We start from the raw sequence: 18,425 nt of genomic DNA, 5'->3' as shown, positions 1-18,425 counted from the left end.
CGCTGCCCCTTAACGGGGCGGCGGGCTTTTGCGCTACCTGTGTTGCCGCGGCACGTTCGTCGCGGTGTAGCTGGCGGTAGGGCGAATTGGGGTGTTCCAGAGGGCTGCAGCACACTCAGGGCCTAACGCGCCTCCAGCAGCCCCACAACACGGATTGGCTAGGAAGTGGGGCACCTCGGCCGCGTGCCTGTTTTAGGAGTGCCTATATATAGGGAAAGGCCGAGCGCATGTAACGCCTACGGAAGGCGAGCGCCATGGGGCAGACGTGAGGAAGTCACCAGGGTGGGAGTAGCTGACTCAACTGCCTCTTCTGCCCTCGCTGGGCGCTGGGATACGCGTGCGGTCATGAGGGGGCCGACTCAAACTGTTCACCTGCAGTTTACGTTGATTTGCGGGGTGGATTTTCATAACGTTGAGTAGCTCCTATTGCTTCTCATTCCGCCCTAACCGTGACCTGCCTGACACTAAAAGTGCAGGCAAACGCGTCGAAGAGCGGGGTAAAGATGGGGCGAAAAATCCCCCTGGGACGCCGCCACATGGCTTGTTTTAGCCCTGTGTGATGAAGGTTACAGTGCAAATTTTTTGCACTATTAACACTCGTGTAATTCGGCTTTGGTCTAAGAATTTGCAGCCGGCAGCGTGGTTCGTCCTTGCAGCGTGTGGCAAGAATTTGGGTTTCGGTCGGGTGATTTGTAGTCGCGGGATTTAGTTCTGTCTCGGAAGCGTGGAGGTTTGGTAACAGGACGGTAACGGTGCCGGTTTTGGTGTTTCGACTCGACATGGCTTGTGATGGTTTCGTAACCTATTCGAGACATTGAGTTACAGACACGGTGAACGAACACCGGTGCTCAATACGAACTGAAGATTTAAGCGCCGCATCTGGCCCCTCCTAAATCCGGGGGCCGAGTGGAGATGGCCCTACAGGAACGGGTCATCGTCGAACGCTAGGCCCGCCCCTTGGGTCAGAGCCGCCCCGCAGAAGTTTCCAGAACGGTAAACGCGGGGAGGTAGGCGCGCAGGAAGATTTGGAGTTTTTAATCGTGGCTAAGCACCGTCGTCAGGGCACCATGAATACCCGCCGTATTGCAACCACCGCTGCTGTTGCAGCAACCGCCGCCGTGACCGTCCCGGCCGCCGCAAACGCTGCCGAGGTCGTCGTGCCGAACACCGACATTCGCTTTGAGGTCAACGGCCTGGAGAACGTTCCGAACCTGGACCGCGTTCCGGATATCCAGAAGTACGTGCCGTCCATGGCAAGCAACCAGGGCAATGGCTACGCCGCTGCCGTCGAGGCCCCGGCACAGCAGGAGGCTCCGGCCCCGGCACCGACCACTGCCGGCCAGAAGGCCCTGGAGGCTGCCCGCTCCGTTATCGGTGCACCGTACGTCTACGGAGCCAACGGCCCGAGCGCCTTCGACTGCTCCGGCCTGACCTCCTGGGCTTACCGCCAGGCTGGCGTGGACATCCCGCGTACCTCCCAGGCACAGGCAGCTGCCGGCACCCCGGTGTCCCTGGACGCCCTGCAGCCGGGTGACATCATCGTGTACTACTCCGGTGCATCCCACGTCGGCATCTACACCGGCAACGGCACCATCATTGATGCGCTGAACTCCGGCGTACCGGTTCAGGAGCGTTCCCTGAACTACATGCCGATCCACTCCGCAGTCCGCTTCTAAGGGCTGCGCATAATCTGGCTTTAACCCCTTCCGCCACCTTGATTGCCACGGTGATCTCGGTGGCGGAAGGGGTTAGGCTATTGTATGTGTGTGTAGTTTTATCCGGCGCTGCGCTGGGTATATAATTCAGCTTGTTATTATCCTGTTCTTAGTTCCTTCGGGGGTGCCTCCAGTGCGTCGTCATCTCGCCACTGCCATCGCGGCTCTAGCCGTCTCCGCTGCTTCGGTGCCGGTTGTTATTCCGACTGCGATCGCGCAGGACGTCGACGAGGTCGGCAGTCCAGAGGCGGAGGACAACGGCGCGGGTGACGTGGCCGCACAGGACACGCAGGACCCGCAGGACCTTGGCGCGCTGATTGAGGAGATGGCGGACGTCGCCCAGCGTGTCTCTGCGAAGGGCGAGGAGGTCAAGGGCCTCGAGGACGAGCTGGCGGAGACGGAGAAGTCCATCGGGGAGCTCGAAGCCAAGGCTGAGGAGGCCCGCCGCGCGTCCGATGAGGCCGCCGGTGCGGTCGTCGAGCAGCAGAAGCGGATTGATGCGCTGGCGCAGTCGCGCTACCGCCGCGATTCGAATTCGCCCATCGCCGCTGCCCTTGACGCCGACGATGTTGCCAGTGCGGTTGAGCGCATGGGCTACCTCGGTGCGCTGTCCAAGGCAGCTAAGCGCGAGGAGGACGCCATGGTCGCGGCGTCGGCAGACGCGAAGAAGGCGCATGAGGACGCCGAGAACGCCACGGAGGAGGCGCGCCGCAAACGCGACGAGCTTGCTGCGCAGCGCGATGCCCTCCTGCAGGAGAAGTCCGATCTGGAGAATGAGCAGAAGGACCTCGAGGCAAAGGTGGACGCCTTAAGCCCGGAGGCCCGCGCGGCCTGGGTGGATCACTTTGGCGGCGCCGCTGACGTTGACTTAGCCGCCTTGGCCGATGGTTCCGGTTCCGCCGCCGTGCAGGCCGCGATGACCCGCTTGGGCGCGCCGTACGGCTGGGGTGCTGCGGGCCCCGACACGTTTGACTGCTCCGGCCTGATGTTGTGGAGCTACCAGCAGATGGGCAAGCAGATTCCCCGGACCTCCCAGGCACAGCTCGCCGGCGGTACGCCGGTGCCGCTGGATCAGCTGCAGCCGGGTGACATCATTGGCTACTACCCGGGCGTGACCCACGTGGGCATGTACATCGGTGATGGTCAGGTGGTCCACGCGTCCACCTACGGCGTTCCGGTGGCCGTGGTGCCGTTGAACTCGATGCCGGTCCAAGGCGCGGTCCGGTACTAGCCGCATGGCACGCACCCTGCTGGTCACCAACGATTTCCCGCCGACTATCGGTGGGATTCAGTCCTACCTGCGGGACTTTCTGTCCACGCTGGACCCGCACAACGTGGTGGTCTTCGCCTCAACCCAGGACGCGGATGCTGTGGCAGAGTATGACCACAGCCTTGCCTACCAGGTTATTCGCTGGCCACGGAAGGTTATGCTGCCGACTCCAGCCACGGCGCGCGAGATGCAGCGCATCATCCGCGAGCATGACATCGACACCGTGTGGTTCGGCGCGGCCGCCCCGCTTGCTCTCATGGCGCAGGCGGCACGCGCGGCGGGGGCGCGGCGCATTGTGGCCACGACGCACGGCCACGAGGTGGGCTGGTCCATGCTTCCCGGAGCGCGCCAGGCGCTGCGGTGGATCGGCAACACTGCAGACGTGGTCACCTACATTTCGGAGTACACGCGCAGGCGGCTCGTACGAGCAGTTGGCACGCACCCGCAGTGGGTGCACCTTCCGTCCGGGGTGAGCCTGGAGGACTTTGTGCCGGCCACCCCGGCGCTGAGAGTCCAGGCGCGTGCACATTACGGTCTGGGGGCGGGCCCGGTCATCGTGTGCATCTCCCGCCTGGTGCCGCGCAAGGGCCAGGACCAACTGCTGCGAGCGATGCCCCAGGTAAGGCAGCGCCATCCGGATGCGCAACTGCTCATCATCGGCCGCGGTGGGTACGAACCCACGCTGCGGGCCCTGGCAGAACTGTACTGTCCCGACGCAGTGATTCGGGAGGCGCGCGATACGGCGGAGCTGCGCCTAGCGCTGCAGGCAGCGGACATCTTCGCCATGCCGGCGCGCACGCGTGGGGGAGGCCTCGACGTCGAGGGCCTCGGCATTGTCTACCTGGAGGCCCAAGCAGCGGGCCTGCCGGTTATCGCCGGTGATTCGGGCGGTGCGCCGGAGACGGTTACCCCGGAAACCGGCATTGTGGTGCGGGGCTCGTCACTGGCGGAGTTGGAGGACGCCCTTGATGCGCTGCTTGGCGACGTCTCCCGGGCCCACCGCCTAGGTGCGGCCGGGCGCCGCCACGTGGAGGAGAAGTGGACCTGGGAAATCATGGGGCAGCGCTTGCGCGCGGTCTTAGAATGTGACCGCGGGTGAGTTAGGGGTATATCCTACTAGTCATGCTTAATGAGACTCCTTCCGCCGACGGTGGCCAGAGCAGCCAGAGCAATCAGAGCGGCCTGACCATTGGCTTCGACATCGGCGGAACCAACCTGCGTGCCGCGGTGATCGATGCGTCCGGGGAGATTATTGATTCCACCAGCGTGCCCACTGCCACGACGGCGGAACAGCTGGAGGACGATATCGTGCGCTGCGTGGAGGAGCTTTCGGCATCTCACGAGGTGTCCGGCGTGGGCCTCGCACTGGCAGGGTTTCTTGACCCTGAGTGCGAGGTCGTTCGCTTCGCCCCGCACTTGCCTTGGCGGGACGCGCCGGTGCGCGAGATCCTGCGCCGGCGTCTGGGCATGCCCGTGCGCCTGGAACACGACGCTAACTCGGCCGCGTGGGGTGAATGGAGCTACGGCGCCGGACGCGGCGCTAAGGAATGGGTCTTTTTCGCCGTCGGCACCGGCATTGGCGCGACCTTGCTGACTGGCGGCACCATCTACCGCGGCGCGTTCGGCACCGCGCCGGAGTTCGGCCATCTCGTCGTCGATCCCGGCGGGCGCCAGTGCTCGTGCGGCAAGCGCGGCTGCCTGGAGCGCTACGCGTCCGGGACCGCGTTGCCGGATACGTGCGCGGACCTGCGTCCGAAGTATGAGACGTCGCTTCCTGCCAACCCCAGCGGTGAACAGATCACTGCCGCCGCTCGGAAGGGGGACCCGTTGGCCGTCGCCGTGATGGAGGACTTTGGTCAGTGGCTGGGGCGCGGGCTTTCCATGGTGGCTGACGTGCTCGATCCGGAGCTTATCGTTCTGGGCGGGGGTGTGTCCCAGGACGCGGACCTTTTTCTCGATACCGCCCGCAAGCGTATGGCGCAGGAGATCGTCGGCGCGGGGCACCGCCCGCTCGCGCGCGTTGCGACGGCAGAGCTGGGCTCGGCGGCAGGTATGATTGGCGTAGCCGATCTTGCCCGTCAGGGGAAGTAGTACTCACGACGATAAGTCCCGCCGCGGATCCTGCCCGCAGCGCTGGCATAACCAGATAGGAAGTGGAGCGATGCGAAACAAGTGGTATTGGGCTTTTAAGCACATCTTTTTTGGCCCCGCGCTGCGGGTGTGGAACCGCCCTTGGTCTGAGGGGATGGAGCGCATCCCGGAATCGGGCCCGGCCATCTTGGCTTCTTCGCACCAGGCGGTCATGGACTCTTTCTACTTCCCGTTGCTGTGTCCGCGGCAGATCACTTTCCTGGCCAAGAGCGAATACTTCACTACCCCAGGTTTCGTCGGAGGGCTGCAGAAGTGGTTCTTTAGCTCCGTGGGCCAGGTGCCCATTGATCGCGTGGACAAGAACGCGAGCGACGCCATGCTCACCAGTGCTGAGCGCATCATGAACCGCGGTGACTTGTTCGGCATCTATCCAGAAGGCACGCGTTCCCCGGACGGCCGCATTTACAAGGGCCGCACGGGCATGGCCCGCATCGCGCTGACCACAGGGGAGAAGGTCATCCCCGTGGCAATGATCAATTCGCGCAAGGCTAACCCCATCGGCACGTGGATCCCACGTCCCGCACGCGTGGGTGTACGCGTGGGCGAGCCGATTGACCCGTTAGCGTGGGCGGCTGAGCGCGGGTTCGATCCGGAGGAACATGACACCGCCCGGGAGTTCACGGACTACGTGATGAAGGAGCTAGCGCAGCTTACCGGCCAGCCCTACGTGGACGTGTATGCCTCGGACGTCAAGGCCTCCTTGCAGGCGGGACATGGCTACCCAGCGGGAGCCGAGCTCGGCTCCCAGGCACTGGACTAGGCGCTCAGGCCGCCGCGCTTAGTGGCGCGCGGCGTGCGCCGCCGGACCGCGTGCTACTCGCGATACGTGCCACGGCGCTGGCAGTCACCAATACTGCGGTGACGATGAAGTAGTCGTTGCCCGGTAGGTGCTGCCACCACGCCCACGTCAGCTCAAGCTGGTTATTGTGCGGCACGAGCCAATGCCCGCGGGCAAGCAGCGCCACCCAAGCCAAGGCTGCGAGGCACCACCGGCGCTGCACCACCAGGTAGGCCGCGGCGAGGCTTAAGTACGTGAAGTGGTGCGACCACGACACCGGGGAACACAGTAAGGCCGCGGAGGAAGCGAGGAGGACCAGCACGGCGTCGGAGGCCGTGTGCTCCATGATCCACCACAGCGCGACCACAATGAGGACGCAGCCAACCAGCCACAACACGTCGGCATGCTCCGGTGCGATCCTGCTCAGAACTCCGTGCAGCGACTGGTTGCCGGCGTACTCCAACCTGCCGATGCGGGTGGAATCCCGCAGAGTGGAGGTCCAGTACGTCGCGGAGCTCTCCGGCGCGACGAGGAATCCGAGCAGACCGCAGGAAATAAAGGTAGCCACCGCGGTGACTAGCGCCCGCCAGTCGCGGCGCACGAAAAATACCGCGAGGAATACCGCGGGGGTGAGCTTGATAGCCATCGCAATTCCTGTGAGCACGCCGCGCCACGGGGAGCGTCGCCGCACTAGCAGGCAATCCACCACCACCGCCGCGGTGAGAAGGAGATTGACTTGGCCAAAGTACAGGGTTTGTGTCACGCTCTCCGTGGCCAGGCAGGCCAGTAGCGCCCATGACGCCCACAGGATTGGCTGGGGAGTATCGGTACCGCGCGAGATGACCGCGTAGAGGCTTATCCACAGCGCGGCCACGGAGGCAACAGTAACCAGGACCGACAGGGCCGGCAGTGGCAGCCAGGACAGGCTGGCAAACAACGCGGCGGCGAAGGGCGGGTAGGTAAAAGGCAACGAAAATCCGGCGGAGAGCTCATAGCCCTGGGCGTAGAGATTCTCGCCGCGCACCAGTGCGCGGCCGCCCTCCCGGTAGACGTCGAGGTCAATGTGATAGAAGGAGTCGATGCTGCCGGTGCCGAACAGCGTACTTACATTGATGAGCCAGTACAGTGACGCGATACCCGCCAGCACGAGCGGTACGAGAGGAGAACGCAGAGACTTGTGCACGGGCCTGAGTATAGGACCCAGTGGGTGCGGGAGAGAATTAGGGGACTAGGCTTGGTTTTCGTGCGCTACTTCTACGACACCGAGTTCATCGAGGACGGATCGACCATCACCCTGGTGTCGATCGGCATCGTGGGCGAGGATGGTAGCGAATACTATGCGGTTTCCACGGACTTTAATCCTTCCGCGGCTAATGCTTGGGTGCGCGAGAACGTCTTGGACAAGCTTCCCAGTCCTGGAGACCCGGTGTGGAAGTCGCGGGAAACCATCCGGGAAGAGGTCTTGGAATTCTTGGGCCGGCACTCCACGCCCATTGAGCTGTGGGCCTGGGTAGGCGCTTATGATCACGTGGTCTTTGCACAGCTCTGGGGTGATATGGCGGGCTTGCCGCGGGGCCTGCCGCGGTATACCCGGGAGCTCAAGCAGTATTGGGAGTTCGCCGCGGCCCAAACTGCCGCCGGTCCCCAGCGGAAACCACGATGCGCTGGTGGACGCGCGCCACAACCTGGCTAAGTTCCGCGTGTGCGAGGAACTACTGCCGCTGAGCCGCGGTAACCGCGTGATGAATTGCGGAAATTAACTCACGTTTAATCCGCGTAAAGTGGTTAAATACTCTGTGTGAGTTGGACAGTAGATATCCCCAAAGACGTGCTCCCTGATCTCCCGCCGTTGCCGGAGGGAATCAATGAGAAGTTCCAGGACGCCATCGCGCGCGAAGCTAAGCAGCAGCCCAGCTGGGATCAGCTGCAGGCGGACAACGTCCGCAAGATTCTGGAATCCGTCCCGCCCATCGTCGTAGCCCCAGAGATTGAGGCATTGAAGCGCAAGCTTGCCGACGTTGCCTTGGGCAAAGCCTTCCTCCTCCAAGGCGGCGACTGCGCAGAGACCTTTGAGTCCAACACGGAGCCGCACATTCGCGGCAACATTAAGACGCTTTTGCAGATGGCCGTGGTGCTGACCTACGGTGCGTCCACCCCGGTGGTGAAGCTGGGGCGTATTGCTGGCCAGTACGCCAAGCCGCGCTCGTCTGATCTGGACGGCAATGGTTTGTACAACTACCGCGGAGACATCGTCAACGGCGTCGAGGCCACGGAAGAGTCTCGCCGCCACGACCCCGCCCGCATGGTCCGCGCCTACGCCAACTCCTCGGCGGCGATGAACCTGGTGCGCGCGCTGACCCATTCAGGCACCGCGGACCTGTACCGCCTGCACGAGTGGAACCGCGAATTCGTGGCGAACTCCCCGGCGGGCGCGCGCTACCAGGCGCTGGCGGATGAGATTGAAAACGGCCTGGCCTTCATGAACGCTTGCGGCGTCTCCGACGAGACGCTGCGCTCGGCGGAAATCTACTGCTCCCACGAAGCATTGCTGCGTGACTACGAGCGCTCCATGCTGCGCTTGGGCCTCGACTCTAACGGCGAGACCAAGCTCTACGATCTGTCCGCGCACCAGCTGTGGATTGGCGAGCGCACCCGTGGCATCGACGACTTCCACGTGGCCTTCGCCGCGCTCATCGGTAACCCGGTGGGCATCAAGCTGGGCCCGGGAGTTACCCCGGAGCAGGCTGTGGAGTATGCAGAGAAGCTCGACCCCAACCGCGAGCCGGGGCGCCTCACCATGATCGCGCGCATGGGCCACGACAAGGTGCGCTCCGTCCTGCCGCCGATTGTGAAGGCGGTGGAAGATTCCGGGCACAAGGTGGTGTGGCAGTCCGATCCGATGCACGGCAACACCTTTACTGCCTCCAACGGCTACAAGACCCGTCACTTCGACAAGATCGTGGACGAGGTCCAGGGCTTCTTTGAGGTCCACCGCGAGCTGGGCACCCACCCGGGCGGCGTGCACCTCGAATTCACCGGTGAGGACGTCACCGAGTGCCTCGGTGGTGCGGAGGACATCACCGATGTGGATCTGCCGGGCCGCTACGAGTCCGCCGTGGACCCGCGCCTGAACACCCAGCAGTCGCTGGAGCTGTCCTTCCTCATCGCGGAGATGCTGCGCAACTAGCGGCTAATCCAGCGCTAATACGGCCTCCAGAGAATCGGCCACGTGCCGTATTCTCCGGAGCCAAACCACCACGCCGCCACGGCGACGGCAAGGGTGGTCACGCCCACCACAAGCAGGTAACCGATGAGGGACACCGCGCTGCGGTTGCTCACAGGCCGCTCCTCCGGTTCCTCCTCTGAGCCGGCGGGCGGGTGTGGTTCCTCCATTGGGGCCACGGGGGCCGGCGGGGCAGGCGCGGGCTGTGTGGGCTGCGGAGGGGCGACCGGGGGCTCGACGCGGGTAGCGGTGCGGGGTGGTTCCTGCTGCGGCGTCTGGATCGCCGAGGTGGCCTCGAAGACACGCGTATTGCCTGTGCCGGCAAAGTCCGTCGGCACCGCAGCCGTGCGCGCCGCGGCCGAATTACGGGGTAAGGGAACGGTAAAGGCGGGCAGTGCCAGCTCCCGCGCCACGTCATCCAGGGCGTCGAGGAATTCTCCGGCGTCGGCGAAGCGCTCGGCGGGCTGCCGCGCGGTGGCGGTGGCTACGAGGGCGTCGAAAAGCATGGGCACGCCCTCGATGCGGGAGGAGGGCGCCGACACGTCCGCGTGTACACGCGCCGTCGCGTGCTCCAGGGGGGTATGCCCGTGGAAGGGAACGGTGCCCGTGAGCAGCTCGAAGAGGACGATGCCGGCCGAATACACGTCAGAGGCCGGGGTGATGTCGGCGCCGGTGACCTGCTCGGGGGAGAGGTAGCTGACCGTACCGACAATCTGCCCGGAGCTATCGTGCTCCGCGCTGGCAGAGCGCACCAAGCCGAAATCGCCCACCTTGACCCGGTGGGTATCGGTGATGAGCACGTTATCCGGCTTAATATCGCGGTGAACCAGGCCGGCGCGGTGGACCTCGGTGAGCCCACTCAGTACCGCATGCATGACCCCGGCTGCGGCATGCGGGGGCATGGGCCCGCGCTCTGCCAGCAGCTCGCGCAGAGTGCCGCCGGTAATGAGCTCCATGATGAGGTAGATGGGAAAACCGTCGGCGGAGAAGTCGTGCACGCCGACCAGGTTGGGGTGGCTCAGCTGTGCCATCGCACGCGCCTCGCGCTCGAAGCGGTGCACGAAGACCGGGTCGTCGTGGTAGCGCTCATCCATGACCTTGGCGGCTACCGCGCGTCCGAGCCGCATGTCGACGCAGCGGTAGACCGTGGACATGCCGCCACGGGCGATCGGCTGATCGATGCGGTAGCGGCCCTCCAGAATGTCACCCACGTTCAGCCTTGTCATGGATTCCAGTATGGTCGATCCGCGCGCCGAAGTGTTATCCCGCTACAGTTGTGTCTGTGACTAATTCCGCGAACTCTGAGAACAATTCCCACCCAGAACTGGCGCAGCTTCTTGCTGATGAGGAGCTGCTGACGCTTAATGAGGTGGCAGAAAAGCTCGACCTTGTCATCACTCGCGTCTTTGACCTGCTTAATGCGCGCAAGTTCATTGCCTGGCGCGACCCGGACGGCAACCGCCTGGTGCCGGCGGCCTTCTTCAACGATAAGGGCGCGATTTCCAAGTACGTCTCCGGCGTCATCACCGTGCTGTCCGATAATGGCTGGAGCGACAACGAGATCCTCGCGCACCTGTTTACCGAAGATGACTCGCTGCCGGGGCGCCCCATCGACGCCCTGCATGGGCACTTGGCGCGCGAGGTTATTCGACGCGCGCAGGCCTCGGCTTTTTAGCCTCTCCGGAAGTGGCGTCGGCGGTGGCGTGGGCTGGGGTGTGAGCAGTGGCGTCGACCCCGTCGAAGATCCACTGCGTAGCCGACCACGCGGCCACCACCATCGCGATGTCCCACCACCAGTTGTAGAGCTGGTGGTTTCCATCGCCGGAAAAGGCGACGCCGATAAAGAGCGCCACGCCGGTGGTGAGCTTGATGAGGTGCAGCGGCGGGCGGAAGGTGCCCATGAGCGTGAGCACCGAGGCGTAGTACCACGGCAGCGTCACCGAGTTGAAAACGAAGGCCACCTGGTAGGCCGCAGCGGTGGCGGCGATGGCGCGGCGCACGCCCGTGCGGCCCCACCACCAGGCCAGCACCAAGCCGGCGAGCATGAGCACCATCGACACCGAGCGCAGCAGGGAGAGCACGGTGTTGTACGTGGTGTCGGGGGAGAAGAACTTGATGACGGGCACTAAAACGTCGGCAAGCAGCGTCGGCCCCGCCAGCGGATTGATGACCTTGGCGTTGCCGCTGATCTGAGACAGCCAGCCCCACGAGCTTCCCGACGCCCACGTGATCGCCGCCACAGCCACCGCAACCTCTGCGACCGCGATGATGCCGGAGGCCAGGAACACTCCAACGCGCTTGAGCGCGCCGCTGCCCTTCGGCGCCCAGTGGTGCAGCATCAGCCAGACAATGAAGGGCGCGGCGAAAATAGCCGTGGCCTTCAGCGAGACCGCTACCCCCACCAGCAACAGGCTGGCATGGAACTTGTGGTGTACTGCGGCAAGCAGGCCGAGGGATACCAAGCCGACCATCACGGACTCGTTGTGCATGCCGCCGATAAGGTGCAGGAGCATCACCGGGTTCGCCACGCCGAGCCACAGCGCCAGCGCTGGGTCGCCGCCGATAGCGCGGGCCAGGCGCGGGATAGCCCAGGCGATGGCCGCGAACCCCACCACAGAAATGACCTTGTAGACGATGATGCCGGCAGCCACGTGCTCACCCACGAGGTGCGTCACCCCATTGCCCATCCACAGGTGCAGCGGGCCATACGGCGTGGTGGTATTGCGCCAGTCGTGGGAGACCTCGAGGAGGAACGGGCCGGGATTAACCGCCGCACCCTGGACGTACGGATCGAAACCATCGCGCACCATCGCCCCCTGCATGAGGTAGGAGTAGACGTCGCGCGAGGCCAGGGGAGCAGCAACCAGCAGCGGGGCAATCCACGCGGCCAGCATGCGGCGGATACGGTCCAGGCCGCCATTGGGCTGCGGGTTCTTCAGCTGCGGAGCGATGACCTGCCGGCCGGCCAGCACCCACGCGGCGACAAGTCCGAAGAGGCCTACCCAGTAGAGCATCATGCCAATGTTGCGGCCGTGCCCGTAGGCCAAGAAACCAACGTTGAGGGCCTCGAGCACGCCGCCGCGGTTGCGGGTGGCGCCGCCCGAAAAGGACGCGAGTGCGAGGATGGCCGCGGACGCGACGCCCAAGGGAAGGGCGCCGGGAACGCGCACGCTTAGCGACGACTGTGTGCGCACCATGCTACATCCGGCGGGCAGTGGATTTGCGGGCGAGCTCCTCCAGGGTAGCGGTGACCTCTGCCGGCACGTGGGCATCCCCCAGGTGGGCCAGGCCCGAGTGGGTAAGGTCCGTGATGCGCTGCTCGACGACGTCCGGTGCGCCCGAGTCCGCAATAATCTGCGCCATCCGCTCAATATCCGCGGGGTCGTCGGTGTTGCCGATCAGCCGGCGCAAGTCAGCCGCGGCGGCCGGATCGGAAGCATCGGCACGCTGCAGGGCCAGCGACAACAGCACGGTACGCTTGCCCTCCCGCAGGTCGTCTCCCGCCGGCTTGCCGGTGACAGTGGGATCGCCGAAGACACCAAGCAGGTCATCGCGCAGCTGGAAGGCAACGCCGATGTCCCGGCCGTAGCCGCGGAAGGCGGCGATGAGCTTCTCCGGTGCCCCGGCGATGGCCGCCCCCAAGTGCAGCGGGCGCTCGATGGTGTAGGCGGCTGTCTTAAACCGGTTCACCGAATCCGCCAAGGCAGCGTCCTCAGACCCCTCTGCCTCCAGGCAAATATCGAGGATCTGGCCACCGATGACCTCTCGGCGCATACCGCGCCACGGTGCCCGCGCGCGGGCCAGTGCCTCCGGACTCAGACCGGAGTCTTGGAACATGTCCTCTGCCCAGACCAAGGCCATGTCGCCGACGAGGATGGCGATGGACTGCCCGAAGAAGTCGGGGTCGCCCCCGAGGTTGAGCTCGCGGTGGCGCGCAGCCACCCCGCGGTGGACGGTGGGGTTGCCGCGCCGGGTATCGGAGGCATCCACGATGTCATCGTGGATGAGGGCGCAGCCCTGGATGAACTCCAGCGCGGAGGCGGCGCGCAGCATCGCCTCCGGCGACTCGGGCCCCTCCAGGCCGCGCGCGCCAATAAAGCCCGCCCACGCGTAGAGCGGGCGGATGCGCTTTCCTCCGTCGAGGACGAAGGATTCCAGGTAGGACACGGCGTTGGTTACCGGCTGGCCAATGTTCGCCAGCGCTTCGCGCTGCCCTTCGAGGAAGCGGTCAAGCTCCGTGCGGACAGCAGCGGGGATTTCGGCCAAGGATGGAATCTTCGGTTCACTCACACCTGTCACGATACCTGCCCTGGGTGGGTGATTAGGCGCTGGGCTACTCGGGGCGTGTGCGCTCCGCTGGGTGCGGTGGCTGCGGTGACTCAAGTGGCTGCAAGGGGATTGGGGCTTGGAGAATGGCGAAGGCGCGAGAATCAGCCGGATAGTACAGCTGGCGCAAGAAATCCGTGAATCCCATCTTGCGGTACAGCCTAAAGGCGGAATTGGACTCCTGCGGGTGCTCCGGCGTGGAGAGCAGGATAAAGCGCGCCGGGAGGTTCCAGGCTAAGGCCTCCAGCAACGCACGGCCCAACCCGCGGCCTTGTGCGGAGGGCAGCACATGTATTTCAGCGAGCTCGAAGTAGTTGTGGAGGACGTCTTCCTGTTCGGCGGAGGCGCCGCCCAGCCGGGTCAAGGCCCGGCGCAGCTCGCGGTCCCACCACGTGTCAGGAGACCCCAGGAAGCCGTAGGCAAAACCAGCGATTCCGGTCTCAGAGGTGGCTACAATGCAGCCGAAGCCGGGGCGGATGAGATCCGTCTTCCAACGGGCGATGGAGCTCTCGCGCACCGTGGGGGAGTAGTCCATGGCCGTGATGTAGATGTCCACCAGCTGGGGGACGGCGATGGCGAACTCTTGGGGCGTTAGGCGGCGCAGTGTGTAACTCACAATCTCAATAACAGCAGATCTGGCACAGCGGCGAAAGCCAGTCACGCTTTCAATCCGTCGAGTGCATGTTCGTTAGAAATGTGAATAGTCTCGAACATCTATTGGTGAACTCGAACATGTGAACTAATGTGGGGAGTGAGTGTTCGGGTGCGATTCTAGGGTGAGTTGTAGTACAGCAACAAAGGAGGATGGTCATGGCACAGGTAATTTCGGCAACGGCGGCACGCGGTCGCGGACGGGAGGCGCTGCAGATTGTGCGCCGTGATTGCTTTGTCGAGCAGGCTCTCGATCTGCTGTCGGCGGCCCGTGCAAGTGCGGCGCGGGGGCAGATGGAGGACGCACTGGAAATGGCGTACCGGGCCGCGCTGCGTGCAGCGGGCGCACGGGTGGCAGGTTCTACGGTGGGGCGCCGCAAGCGGTTGCCCTCGTCTGCGTGGGAGCAGGTGGCGCTTATTGGAGCAGCGGATGCTCAGTGGGCTGCGGAGTTCGGTGAATACTCGCGAGTGCGCTCCCGTGTTGCCTCTGGAATGGACCCGGTGCCTGCCGACGAAGTCGTGCTCGGGTACCTGGCGCTGGCTGCCCGCTACGTGGATGCGACCGAGTCGGAGCTTGGCTTTGGTGGCCTAGCCGCCTAGTGGGATGCCTGCTCTCGCGGTAGACCACCCTGGAGGGTGTGGGAGAAGATCTATGTATCGTCGTGCGGAGAATGCGCAAACTGTATTCGCGGGAACTATCTAGCTATTCTTGACGTTACAGAGGTAGTACCCGATTAGCCCCCACACCCTACATGGAGGACACTGTGTCCCTTTCTGAGCACGAACAGCGAGCGCTGCGTGAAATTGAAGAGTCGTTGCTGGCCAACGATCCTAACTTTGGTGCGTCTGTGTCCGAGGATTCTTCCTTTGGCGGCGGCACTGGGGCAATCACGCTGCGCGGCGTAGCGCTGGTGGTTGTTGGTCTGTGCATGATGGTGGGCGGAATCGCGCTGGCGCAGCAGTCTCTGTGGTTTATTGGTCTGTCCATCCTTGGATTCTTGGTCATGTTTGGTGCTGGCGTGTGGATGCTGCGTGGTGGTTCGACTGCCTCGCCGGCTTCGGTCTCAGTTCCATCGCGCGGGCGCGAGGGGCAGCCGAAGAAGAGTGGTAGCAACGTGGGCAATCGCCTGGAAGATAACTTCCGCCGCCGCTTTGAGGGGCGCTAAGTGCATTGGCTGAGCGTTAAGTAGAGCCGAAGTAGTCCGCATCTCCCGGATTGGGAGGTGCGGGCTTTGGCGTTTTCGGGCCATTTTTCTGGCAAGCGGGACTCGATTGCTGCTTAAAGGGGGTTGTGGGGCATCTTCCCATTTCCCCCACTTTGCCCCACCAATTGCCGGAGGGCGCGCCTCTGTGGGGGAGAGTGGGGAGTGGTGGAAGGGGGAAGGCCGGAAGACGGGGGTAAAAGTGCAGGAGCCAGTGTGTGATGCTGCGTTAAGTGGGGCACGGTAGCAGAGTTAGAGATGCGGCTGATGGTGTTGGTGGTGCATTTTGTGGGGTATGTCAAGGGGACTCCGGGGAAATCTCCCCACCGGAAACAGTGCTGTTTATCTGCGGTTATGGGGAGACACGCGGATGTAATTTACTGGCAAGGTGTGGATGGTGGGGGAAAGTGGGGTAGAGTGGGGCGCATCGGTGGAGAAGTGTTCTTCTGCCGTAAGAGGAAACCGGAGTTTTTCGAGTGACAGGAAGGTGGACCCGGGATGTTTCTCGGTACCTACACTCCCAAGCTCGATGACAAAGGGCGGCTTACGCTTCCGGCGAAGTTTCGTGAAGACCTGGCTGGTGGCCTGATGGTCACAAAAGGCCAGGATCATTCCCTCGCGGTGTATCCGCGGGAGGAGTTCGCGGCACGAGCTCGGAAGGCAGCGGCGGTGTCACGCACCAACCCGGACGCGCGTGCGTTCATTCGTAACTTGGCAGCAAGTGCGGACGAGCAGCGCCCTGACGGGCACGGGCGAATCACACTGTCAGCAGGGCACCGTGAGTACGCAAACCTGACTAAGGAATGCGTGGTCGTGGGTTCAGTTGACTTCCTTGAAATCTGGGACGCAGCCGCGTGGGCTGAGTACCAGGCGCAAACTGAAGACGCTTATTCGGCGGCTGACGCCGATGACGTACTAGCCGGCCTGCTCTAACGGTCGGCGCGACAAGAGTGCGTGTACGGACTCTGCCCGAGGAAGATGATCTGGTGTACTTCCCCGACATCAGAAGCCTTCCTCGGACAGGGCCCTATACGCACTCGACTTTTATCGGGAATGAGAAAGCGACGAGCGGACCCAGGCGCCACGAGGAGAGGGGGTGCGAGACCATGACCCACGATGAGACGATCAACTACGGCGTGAACGATAACCACGGTCACGTCCCCGTGATGCGTGCGCGCATGGCTGAGCTCCTTGCACCCAGTGTGGAGGCGGCGGGGGAGAACGCTGTCATCGTGGACGGCACCCTTGGCGCCGGCGGACACAGTGAGTACTTCCTTTCCCACTTTCCGCAGGTGCGCGTCATTGGGGTGGACCGAGATTCGGCCTCCTTGGCTGCCGCGACTGAGAGGCTTGCAGGTTTCGCAGACCGTTTCGTGGGGGTCAACACCCGCTTCGATGAGGTCGGCGCGGCCATTGCCCACGGCGAGCAGGAGATTTTCGCAGCGGCGCGAGACGCCGGCGTGGCCGGTGCGCTCTTCGATCTGGGCGTGTCCTCCATGCAGCTGGATCAGGTCGAGCGCGGGTTTGCCTACAAGACCGATGCACCGCTGGACATGCGGATGGACCCGAGTCAGGGGATAACCGCCGCCGACGTGCTCAACACGTATAGCCACGGCGATCTGGCCCGAGTGCTCAAGTCCTACGGTGATGAGCGTTTTGCCGGCAAGATTGCTTCTGCTGTGCTCAAAGAGCGTGAGAAGGAGCCGTTTAGTAATTCGGGGCGCCTCGTCGAGCTGCTTTATGCCACCATCCCTGCGGCCACTCGCCGCACTGGCGGGCACCCCGCCAAGCGTACCTTCCAGGCGCTTCGCGTCGAGGTCAACCGGGAACTGGAAGCCATTGAGCAGGTCATTCCGGTAATCACGGACTCCCTCGCCGTAGGCGGGCGGGCCGTCTTCATGAGCTACCAGTCGCTTGAGGACCGCATTGTGAAGCAGGCCTTCAAGCAGCTGAGTACCTCGACAACGCCAGCAGGCTTGCCCATGGACTTGCCCGGTACGGCGGCACACTTCTCCATTGTCACGCGCGGTGCTGAGAAGGCGAGTGACGCCGAAATTGCGGAGAATCCCCGGGCTGCTTCCGTCCGCGTGCGCGCGCTGGAGCGAGTGGAAGGAACTCCGTCCTTTCACGGACCGGGAGGCACTCCATGACACTTCGAGACCGTTTTCCACAAGCCACCCCGACCCGCGACCACGAGAGGACCCACACCATGGGCGCTAGCCGCGACTTCACCACCGGATCCGACGCCGCCGGGCGCGGCACCGCGCTGCTTGAGCGTGGCCGCCGCACTACTCCGCTGCCGAGCCGCACTCCGCATCGTGGGACGGTCCCGACGCGCCGCGTGCGGGAAGGCTTGGGCGGCAGCCGCCTCGGATCCAAGCAGGTGGTCAGCCTGCGCGGGCGCCGCGTGGTACAGCCGCAGAAGGCCTCCGGACTTTTCGGCCGGCTATCCTTCATTGCACTCGGCATCCTCGTTGCAGGAGTCGTTGTCGCACTCTGGTTGTCCGGTATGTCTACCTCCCAGACCTTCAAGATTCAGCAGCTCACCGCCCAGGAGTCCACGCTGACGAACCAGCTGGAAACCCTTAACCGCGATCTGGAAAACGTCCGCTCTTCCTCGGATGTTGCTCGCCGCGCGCACGATGCCAACATGGGAATCCCGGTCCAGCCGGGCGTGGTGAGCGTCGATGAAGAAGGCAAGGTGGAGCAGAAGCGCGAGGCTACTCCGGAGAAGGAATCCGTCATCGACGTCAACGGCGAGCCGGTCCGCCCGGGCCAAGCCTCCAGTGACCCGAAGCAGACTTCCAATATGTCCGATAATCTCAACGCCCGCCCGCACCTGACGGAGGGCCAGCAGAACCAGGAGAACAACGGGCAGGAGGCGCCGACCGCTAACACTCCGGACGGGGCCCCGTCCGGCGAGCAGAACGTCGAGCTGCCGGACATCCCGGCGCAGGCGCCTTACGCAGCTCGTGGCTAGTTTCGTTGCGGACCATTGAGATTCATTGAGATTCCCTGGTGCCCGCGCGTGCCTGCGCGGGCCCGCGGCGATCATAAGGCACAATTCGGAATGAATCTGCCCGCCGTCGGTGCGGTGGGCTCCCCGGCC

General features: G+C 64.0%; 17 protein-coding genes and 1 pseudogene. 13 read left to right on the top strand and 5 right to left on the bottom strand.

Features of this window, described 5'->3' with window-relative positions:
- Positions 1-1,040 precede the first annotated feature (1,040 nt).
- The 5 genes from ACLI1P_RS08925 (at position 1,041) to ACLI1P_RS08905 (ending at position 5,896) form a co-directional block, all read left to right on the top strand.
- Positions 1,041-1,676, top strand: coding sequence for a C40 family peptidase (locus ACLI1P_RS08925; RefSeq protein ID WP_296131093.1), 636 nt, complete (start codon positions 1,041-1,043; stop codon positions 1,674-1,676).
- A 172-nt stretch (positions 1,677-1,848) separates the two neighbouring features.
- Positions 1,849-2,946 carry a C40 family peptidase gene (locus ACLI1P_RS08920; protein WP_296131091.1) on the top strand — a complete coding sequence of 366 codons (1,098 nt, stop codon included), beginning with the start codon at positions 1,849-1,851 and terminating at the stop codon, positions 2,944-2,946.
- A 4-nt stretch (positions 2,947-2,950) separates the two neighbouring features.
- Positions 2,951-4,084 carry a glycosyltransferase family 4 protein gene (locus tag ACLI1P_RS08915; protein WP_411708609.1) on the top strand — a complete coding sequence of 378 codons (1,134 nt, stop codon included), beginning with the start codon at positions 2,951-2,953 and terminating at the stop codon, positions 4,082-4,084.
- Between the two features lie 23 nt (positions 4,085-4,107).
- Positions 4,108-5,076: an ROK family protein gene (locus tag ACLI1P_RS08910; protein WP_411708608.1), complete on the top strand. Its 969-nt coding sequence runs from the start codon at positions 4,108-4,110 to the stop codon at positions 5,074-5,076.
- Positions 5,077-5,146: 70 nt separating this feature from the next.
- Positions 5,147-5,896 carry a lysophospholipid acyltransferase family protein gene (locus ACLI1P_RS08905; protein WP_411708607.1) on the top strand — a complete coding sequence of 250 codons (750 nt, stop codon included), beginning with the start codon at positions 5,147-5,149 and terminating at the stop codon, positions 5,894-5,896.
- A gap of 4 nt (positions 5,897-5,900) precedes the next feature.
- Here the strand turns inward: ACLI1P_RS08905 and ACLI1P_RS08900 are convergent, their stop codons facing one another.
- Positions 5,901-7,097, bottom strand: a complete 1,197-nt coding sequence (locus ACLI1P_RS08900) for a glycosyltransferase family 87 protein (RefSeq protein WP_411708606.1) — start codon at positions 7,095-7,097, stop codon at positions 5,901-5,903.
- 60 nt (positions 7,098-7,157) lie between these two features.
- Between ACLI1P_RS08900 and ACLI1P_RS08895 the strand changes: the two are divergent.
- Together ACLI1P_RS08895 and ACLI1P_RS08890 are read left to right on the top strand one after the other, a co-directional pair.
- Positions 7,158-7,674, top strand: a pseudogene (locus ACLI1P_RS08895) (polyadenylate-specific 3'-exoribonuclease AS).
- 38 nt (positions 7,675-7,712) lie between these two features.
- Positions 7,713-9,101, top strand: a complete 1,389-nt coding sequence (locus ACLI1P_RS08890; protein WP_411708605.1) for a class II 3-deoxy-7-phosphoheptulonate synthase — start codon at positions 7,713-7,715, stop codon at positions 9,099-9,101.
- Between the two features lie 14 nt (positions 9,102-9,115).
- On the opposite strand, the gene ACLI1P_RS08885 is transcribed toward ACLI1P_RS08890, so the two are convergent.
- On the bottom strand, positions 9,116-10,363 hold the full coding sequence (locus tag ACLI1P_RS08885; RefSeq protein WP_411708604.1) for a protein kinase domain-containing protein: 1,248 nt from the start codon (positions 10,361-10,363) through the stop codon (positions 9,116-9,118).
- A 50-nt stretch (positions 10,364-10,413) separates the two neighbouring features.
- Here ACLI1P_RS08885 and ACLI1P_RS08880 point away from each other — a divergent pair, with 50 nt between their 5' ends.
- A complete protein-coding gene (locus tag ACLI1P_RS08880; protein ID WP_296131067.1) occupies positions 10,414-10,812 on the top strand; it encodes an Rv2175c family DNA-binding protein in 399 nt (132 codons plus the stop codon).
- On the opposite strand, the gene ACLI1P_RS08875 is transcribed toward ACLI1P_RS08880, so the two are convergent.
- From ACLI1P_RS08875 to ACLI1P_RS08865, 3 genes are read right to left on the bottom strand one after another with little or no spacing between them, the layout of a single operon-like run.
- Positions 10,781-12,334 (bottom strand): alpha-(1->6)-mannopyranosyltransferase A, encoded by a 1,554-nt coding sequence (locus ACLI1P_RS08875; protein ID WP_411708603.1) that lies wholly within the window; start codon positions 12,332-12,334, stop codon positions 10,781-10,783. The two genes, ACLI1P_RS08880 and ACLI1P_RS08875, sit on opposite strands and share 32 nt — an antisense overlap.
- Position 12,335: 1 nt before the next feature.
- Positions 12,336-13,427: a polyprenyl synthetase family protein gene (locus ACLI1P_RS08870; RefSeq protein WP_411708602.1), complete on the bottom strand. Its 1,092-nt coding sequence runs from the start codon at positions 13,425-13,427 to the stop codon at positions 12,336-12,338.
- Positions 13,428-13,470: 43 nt separating this feature from the next.
- A complete protein-coding gene (locus ACLI1P_RS08865) occupies positions 13,471-14,079 on the bottom strand; it encodes an N-acetyltransferase family protein (protein ID WP_411708601.1) in 609 nt (202 codons plus the stop codon).
- Positions 14,080-14,273: 194 nt separating this feature from the next.
- Here ACLI1P_RS08865 and ACLI1P_RS08860 point away from each other — a divergent pair, with 194 nt between their 5' ends.
- The 5 genes from ACLI1P_RS08860 (at position 14,274) to ACLI1P_RS08840 (ending at position 18,296) form a co-directional block, all read left to right on the top strand.
- Positions 14,274-14,714 (top strand): SAV_6107 family HEPN domain-containing protein, encoded by a 441-nt coding sequence (locus ACLI1P_RS08860; protein ID WP_408930721.1) that lies wholly within the window; start codon positions 14,274-14,276, stop codon positions 14,712-14,714.
- 164 nt (positions 14,715-14,878) lie between these two features.
- Positions 14,879-15,280, top strand: coding sequence for a DUF3040 domain-containing protein (locus ACLI1P_RS08855; RefSeq protein ID WP_296131051.1), 402 nt, complete (start codon positions 14,879-14,881; stop codon positions 15,278-15,280).
- Between the two features lie 534 nt (positions 15,281-15,814).
- Positions 15,815-16,249 carry a division/cell wall cluster transcriptional repressor MraZ gene (gene mraZ / locus ACLI1P_RS08850; protein WP_296131049.1) on the top strand — a complete coding sequence of 145 codons (435 nt, stop codon included), beginning with the start codon at positions 15,815-15,817 and terminating at the stop codon, positions 16,247-16,249.
- Between the two features lie 173 nt (positions 16,250-16,422).
- A complete protein-coding gene (rsmH, locus tag ACLI1P_RS08845; RefSeq protein ID WP_411708600.1) occupies positions 16,423-17,466 on the top strand; it encodes a 16S rRNA (cytosine(1402)-N(4))-methyltransferase RsmH in 1,044 nt (347 codons plus the stop codon).
- A 59-nt stretch (positions 17,467-17,525) separates the two neighbouring features.
- Positions 17,526-18,296, top strand: coding sequence for a hypothetical protein (locus tag ACLI1P_RS08840; protein ID WP_411708599.1), 771 nt, complete (start codon positions 17,526-17,528; stop codon positions 18,294-18,296).
- Positions 18,297-18,425: the final 129 nt, after the last annotated feature.

The organism is Corynebacterium tardum, assembly GCF_046717785.1.
Classification (GTDB): domain Bacteria; phylum Actinomycetota; class Actinomycetes; order Mycobacteriales; family Mycobacteriaceae; genus Corynebacterium.
This window is presented reverse-complemented; position numbering and strand designations above follow the sequence as displayed.

Bases quoted from the DNA above. Each gene is read 5' to 3' on its own strand.
- ACLI1P_RS08905 (WP_411708607.1), top strand. From the start codon at position 5,147: ATGCGAAACAAGTGGTATTGGGCTTTTAAGCACATCTTTTTTGGCCCC.
- mraZ (WP_296131049.1), top strand. From the start codon at position 15,815: ATGTTTCTCGGTACCTACACTCCCAAGCTCGATGACAAAGGGCGGCTT.
- ACLI1P_RS08840 (WP_411708599.1), top strand. From the start codon at position 17,526: ATGGGCGCTAGCCGCGACTTCACCACCGGATCCGACGCCGCCGGGCGC.
- ACLI1P_RS08915 (WP_411708609.1), top strand. From the start codon at position 2,951: ATGGCACGCACCCTGCTGGTCACCAACGATTTCCCGCCGACTATCGGT.
- ACLI1P_RS08860 (WP_408930721.1), top strand. From the start codon at position 14,274: ATGGCACAGGTAATTTCGGCAACGGCGGCACGCGGTCGCGGACGGGAG.
- ACLI1P_RS08885 (WP_411708604.1), bottom strand. From the start codon at position 10,363: ATGACAAGGCTGAACGTGGGTGACATTCTGGAGGGCCGCTACCGCATC.
- ACLI1P_RS08875 (WP_411708603.1), bottom strand. From the start codon at position 12,334: ATGGTGCGCACACAGTCGTCGCTAAGCGTGCGCGTTCCCGGCGCCCTT.
- ACLI1P_RS08910 (WP_411708608.1), top strand. From the start codon at position 4,108: ATGCTTAATGAGACTCCTTCCGCCGACGGTGGCCAGAGCAGCCAGAGC.
- rsmH (WP_411708600.1), top strand. From the start codon at position 16,423: ATGACCCACGATGAGACGATCAACTACGGCGTGAACGATAACCACGGT.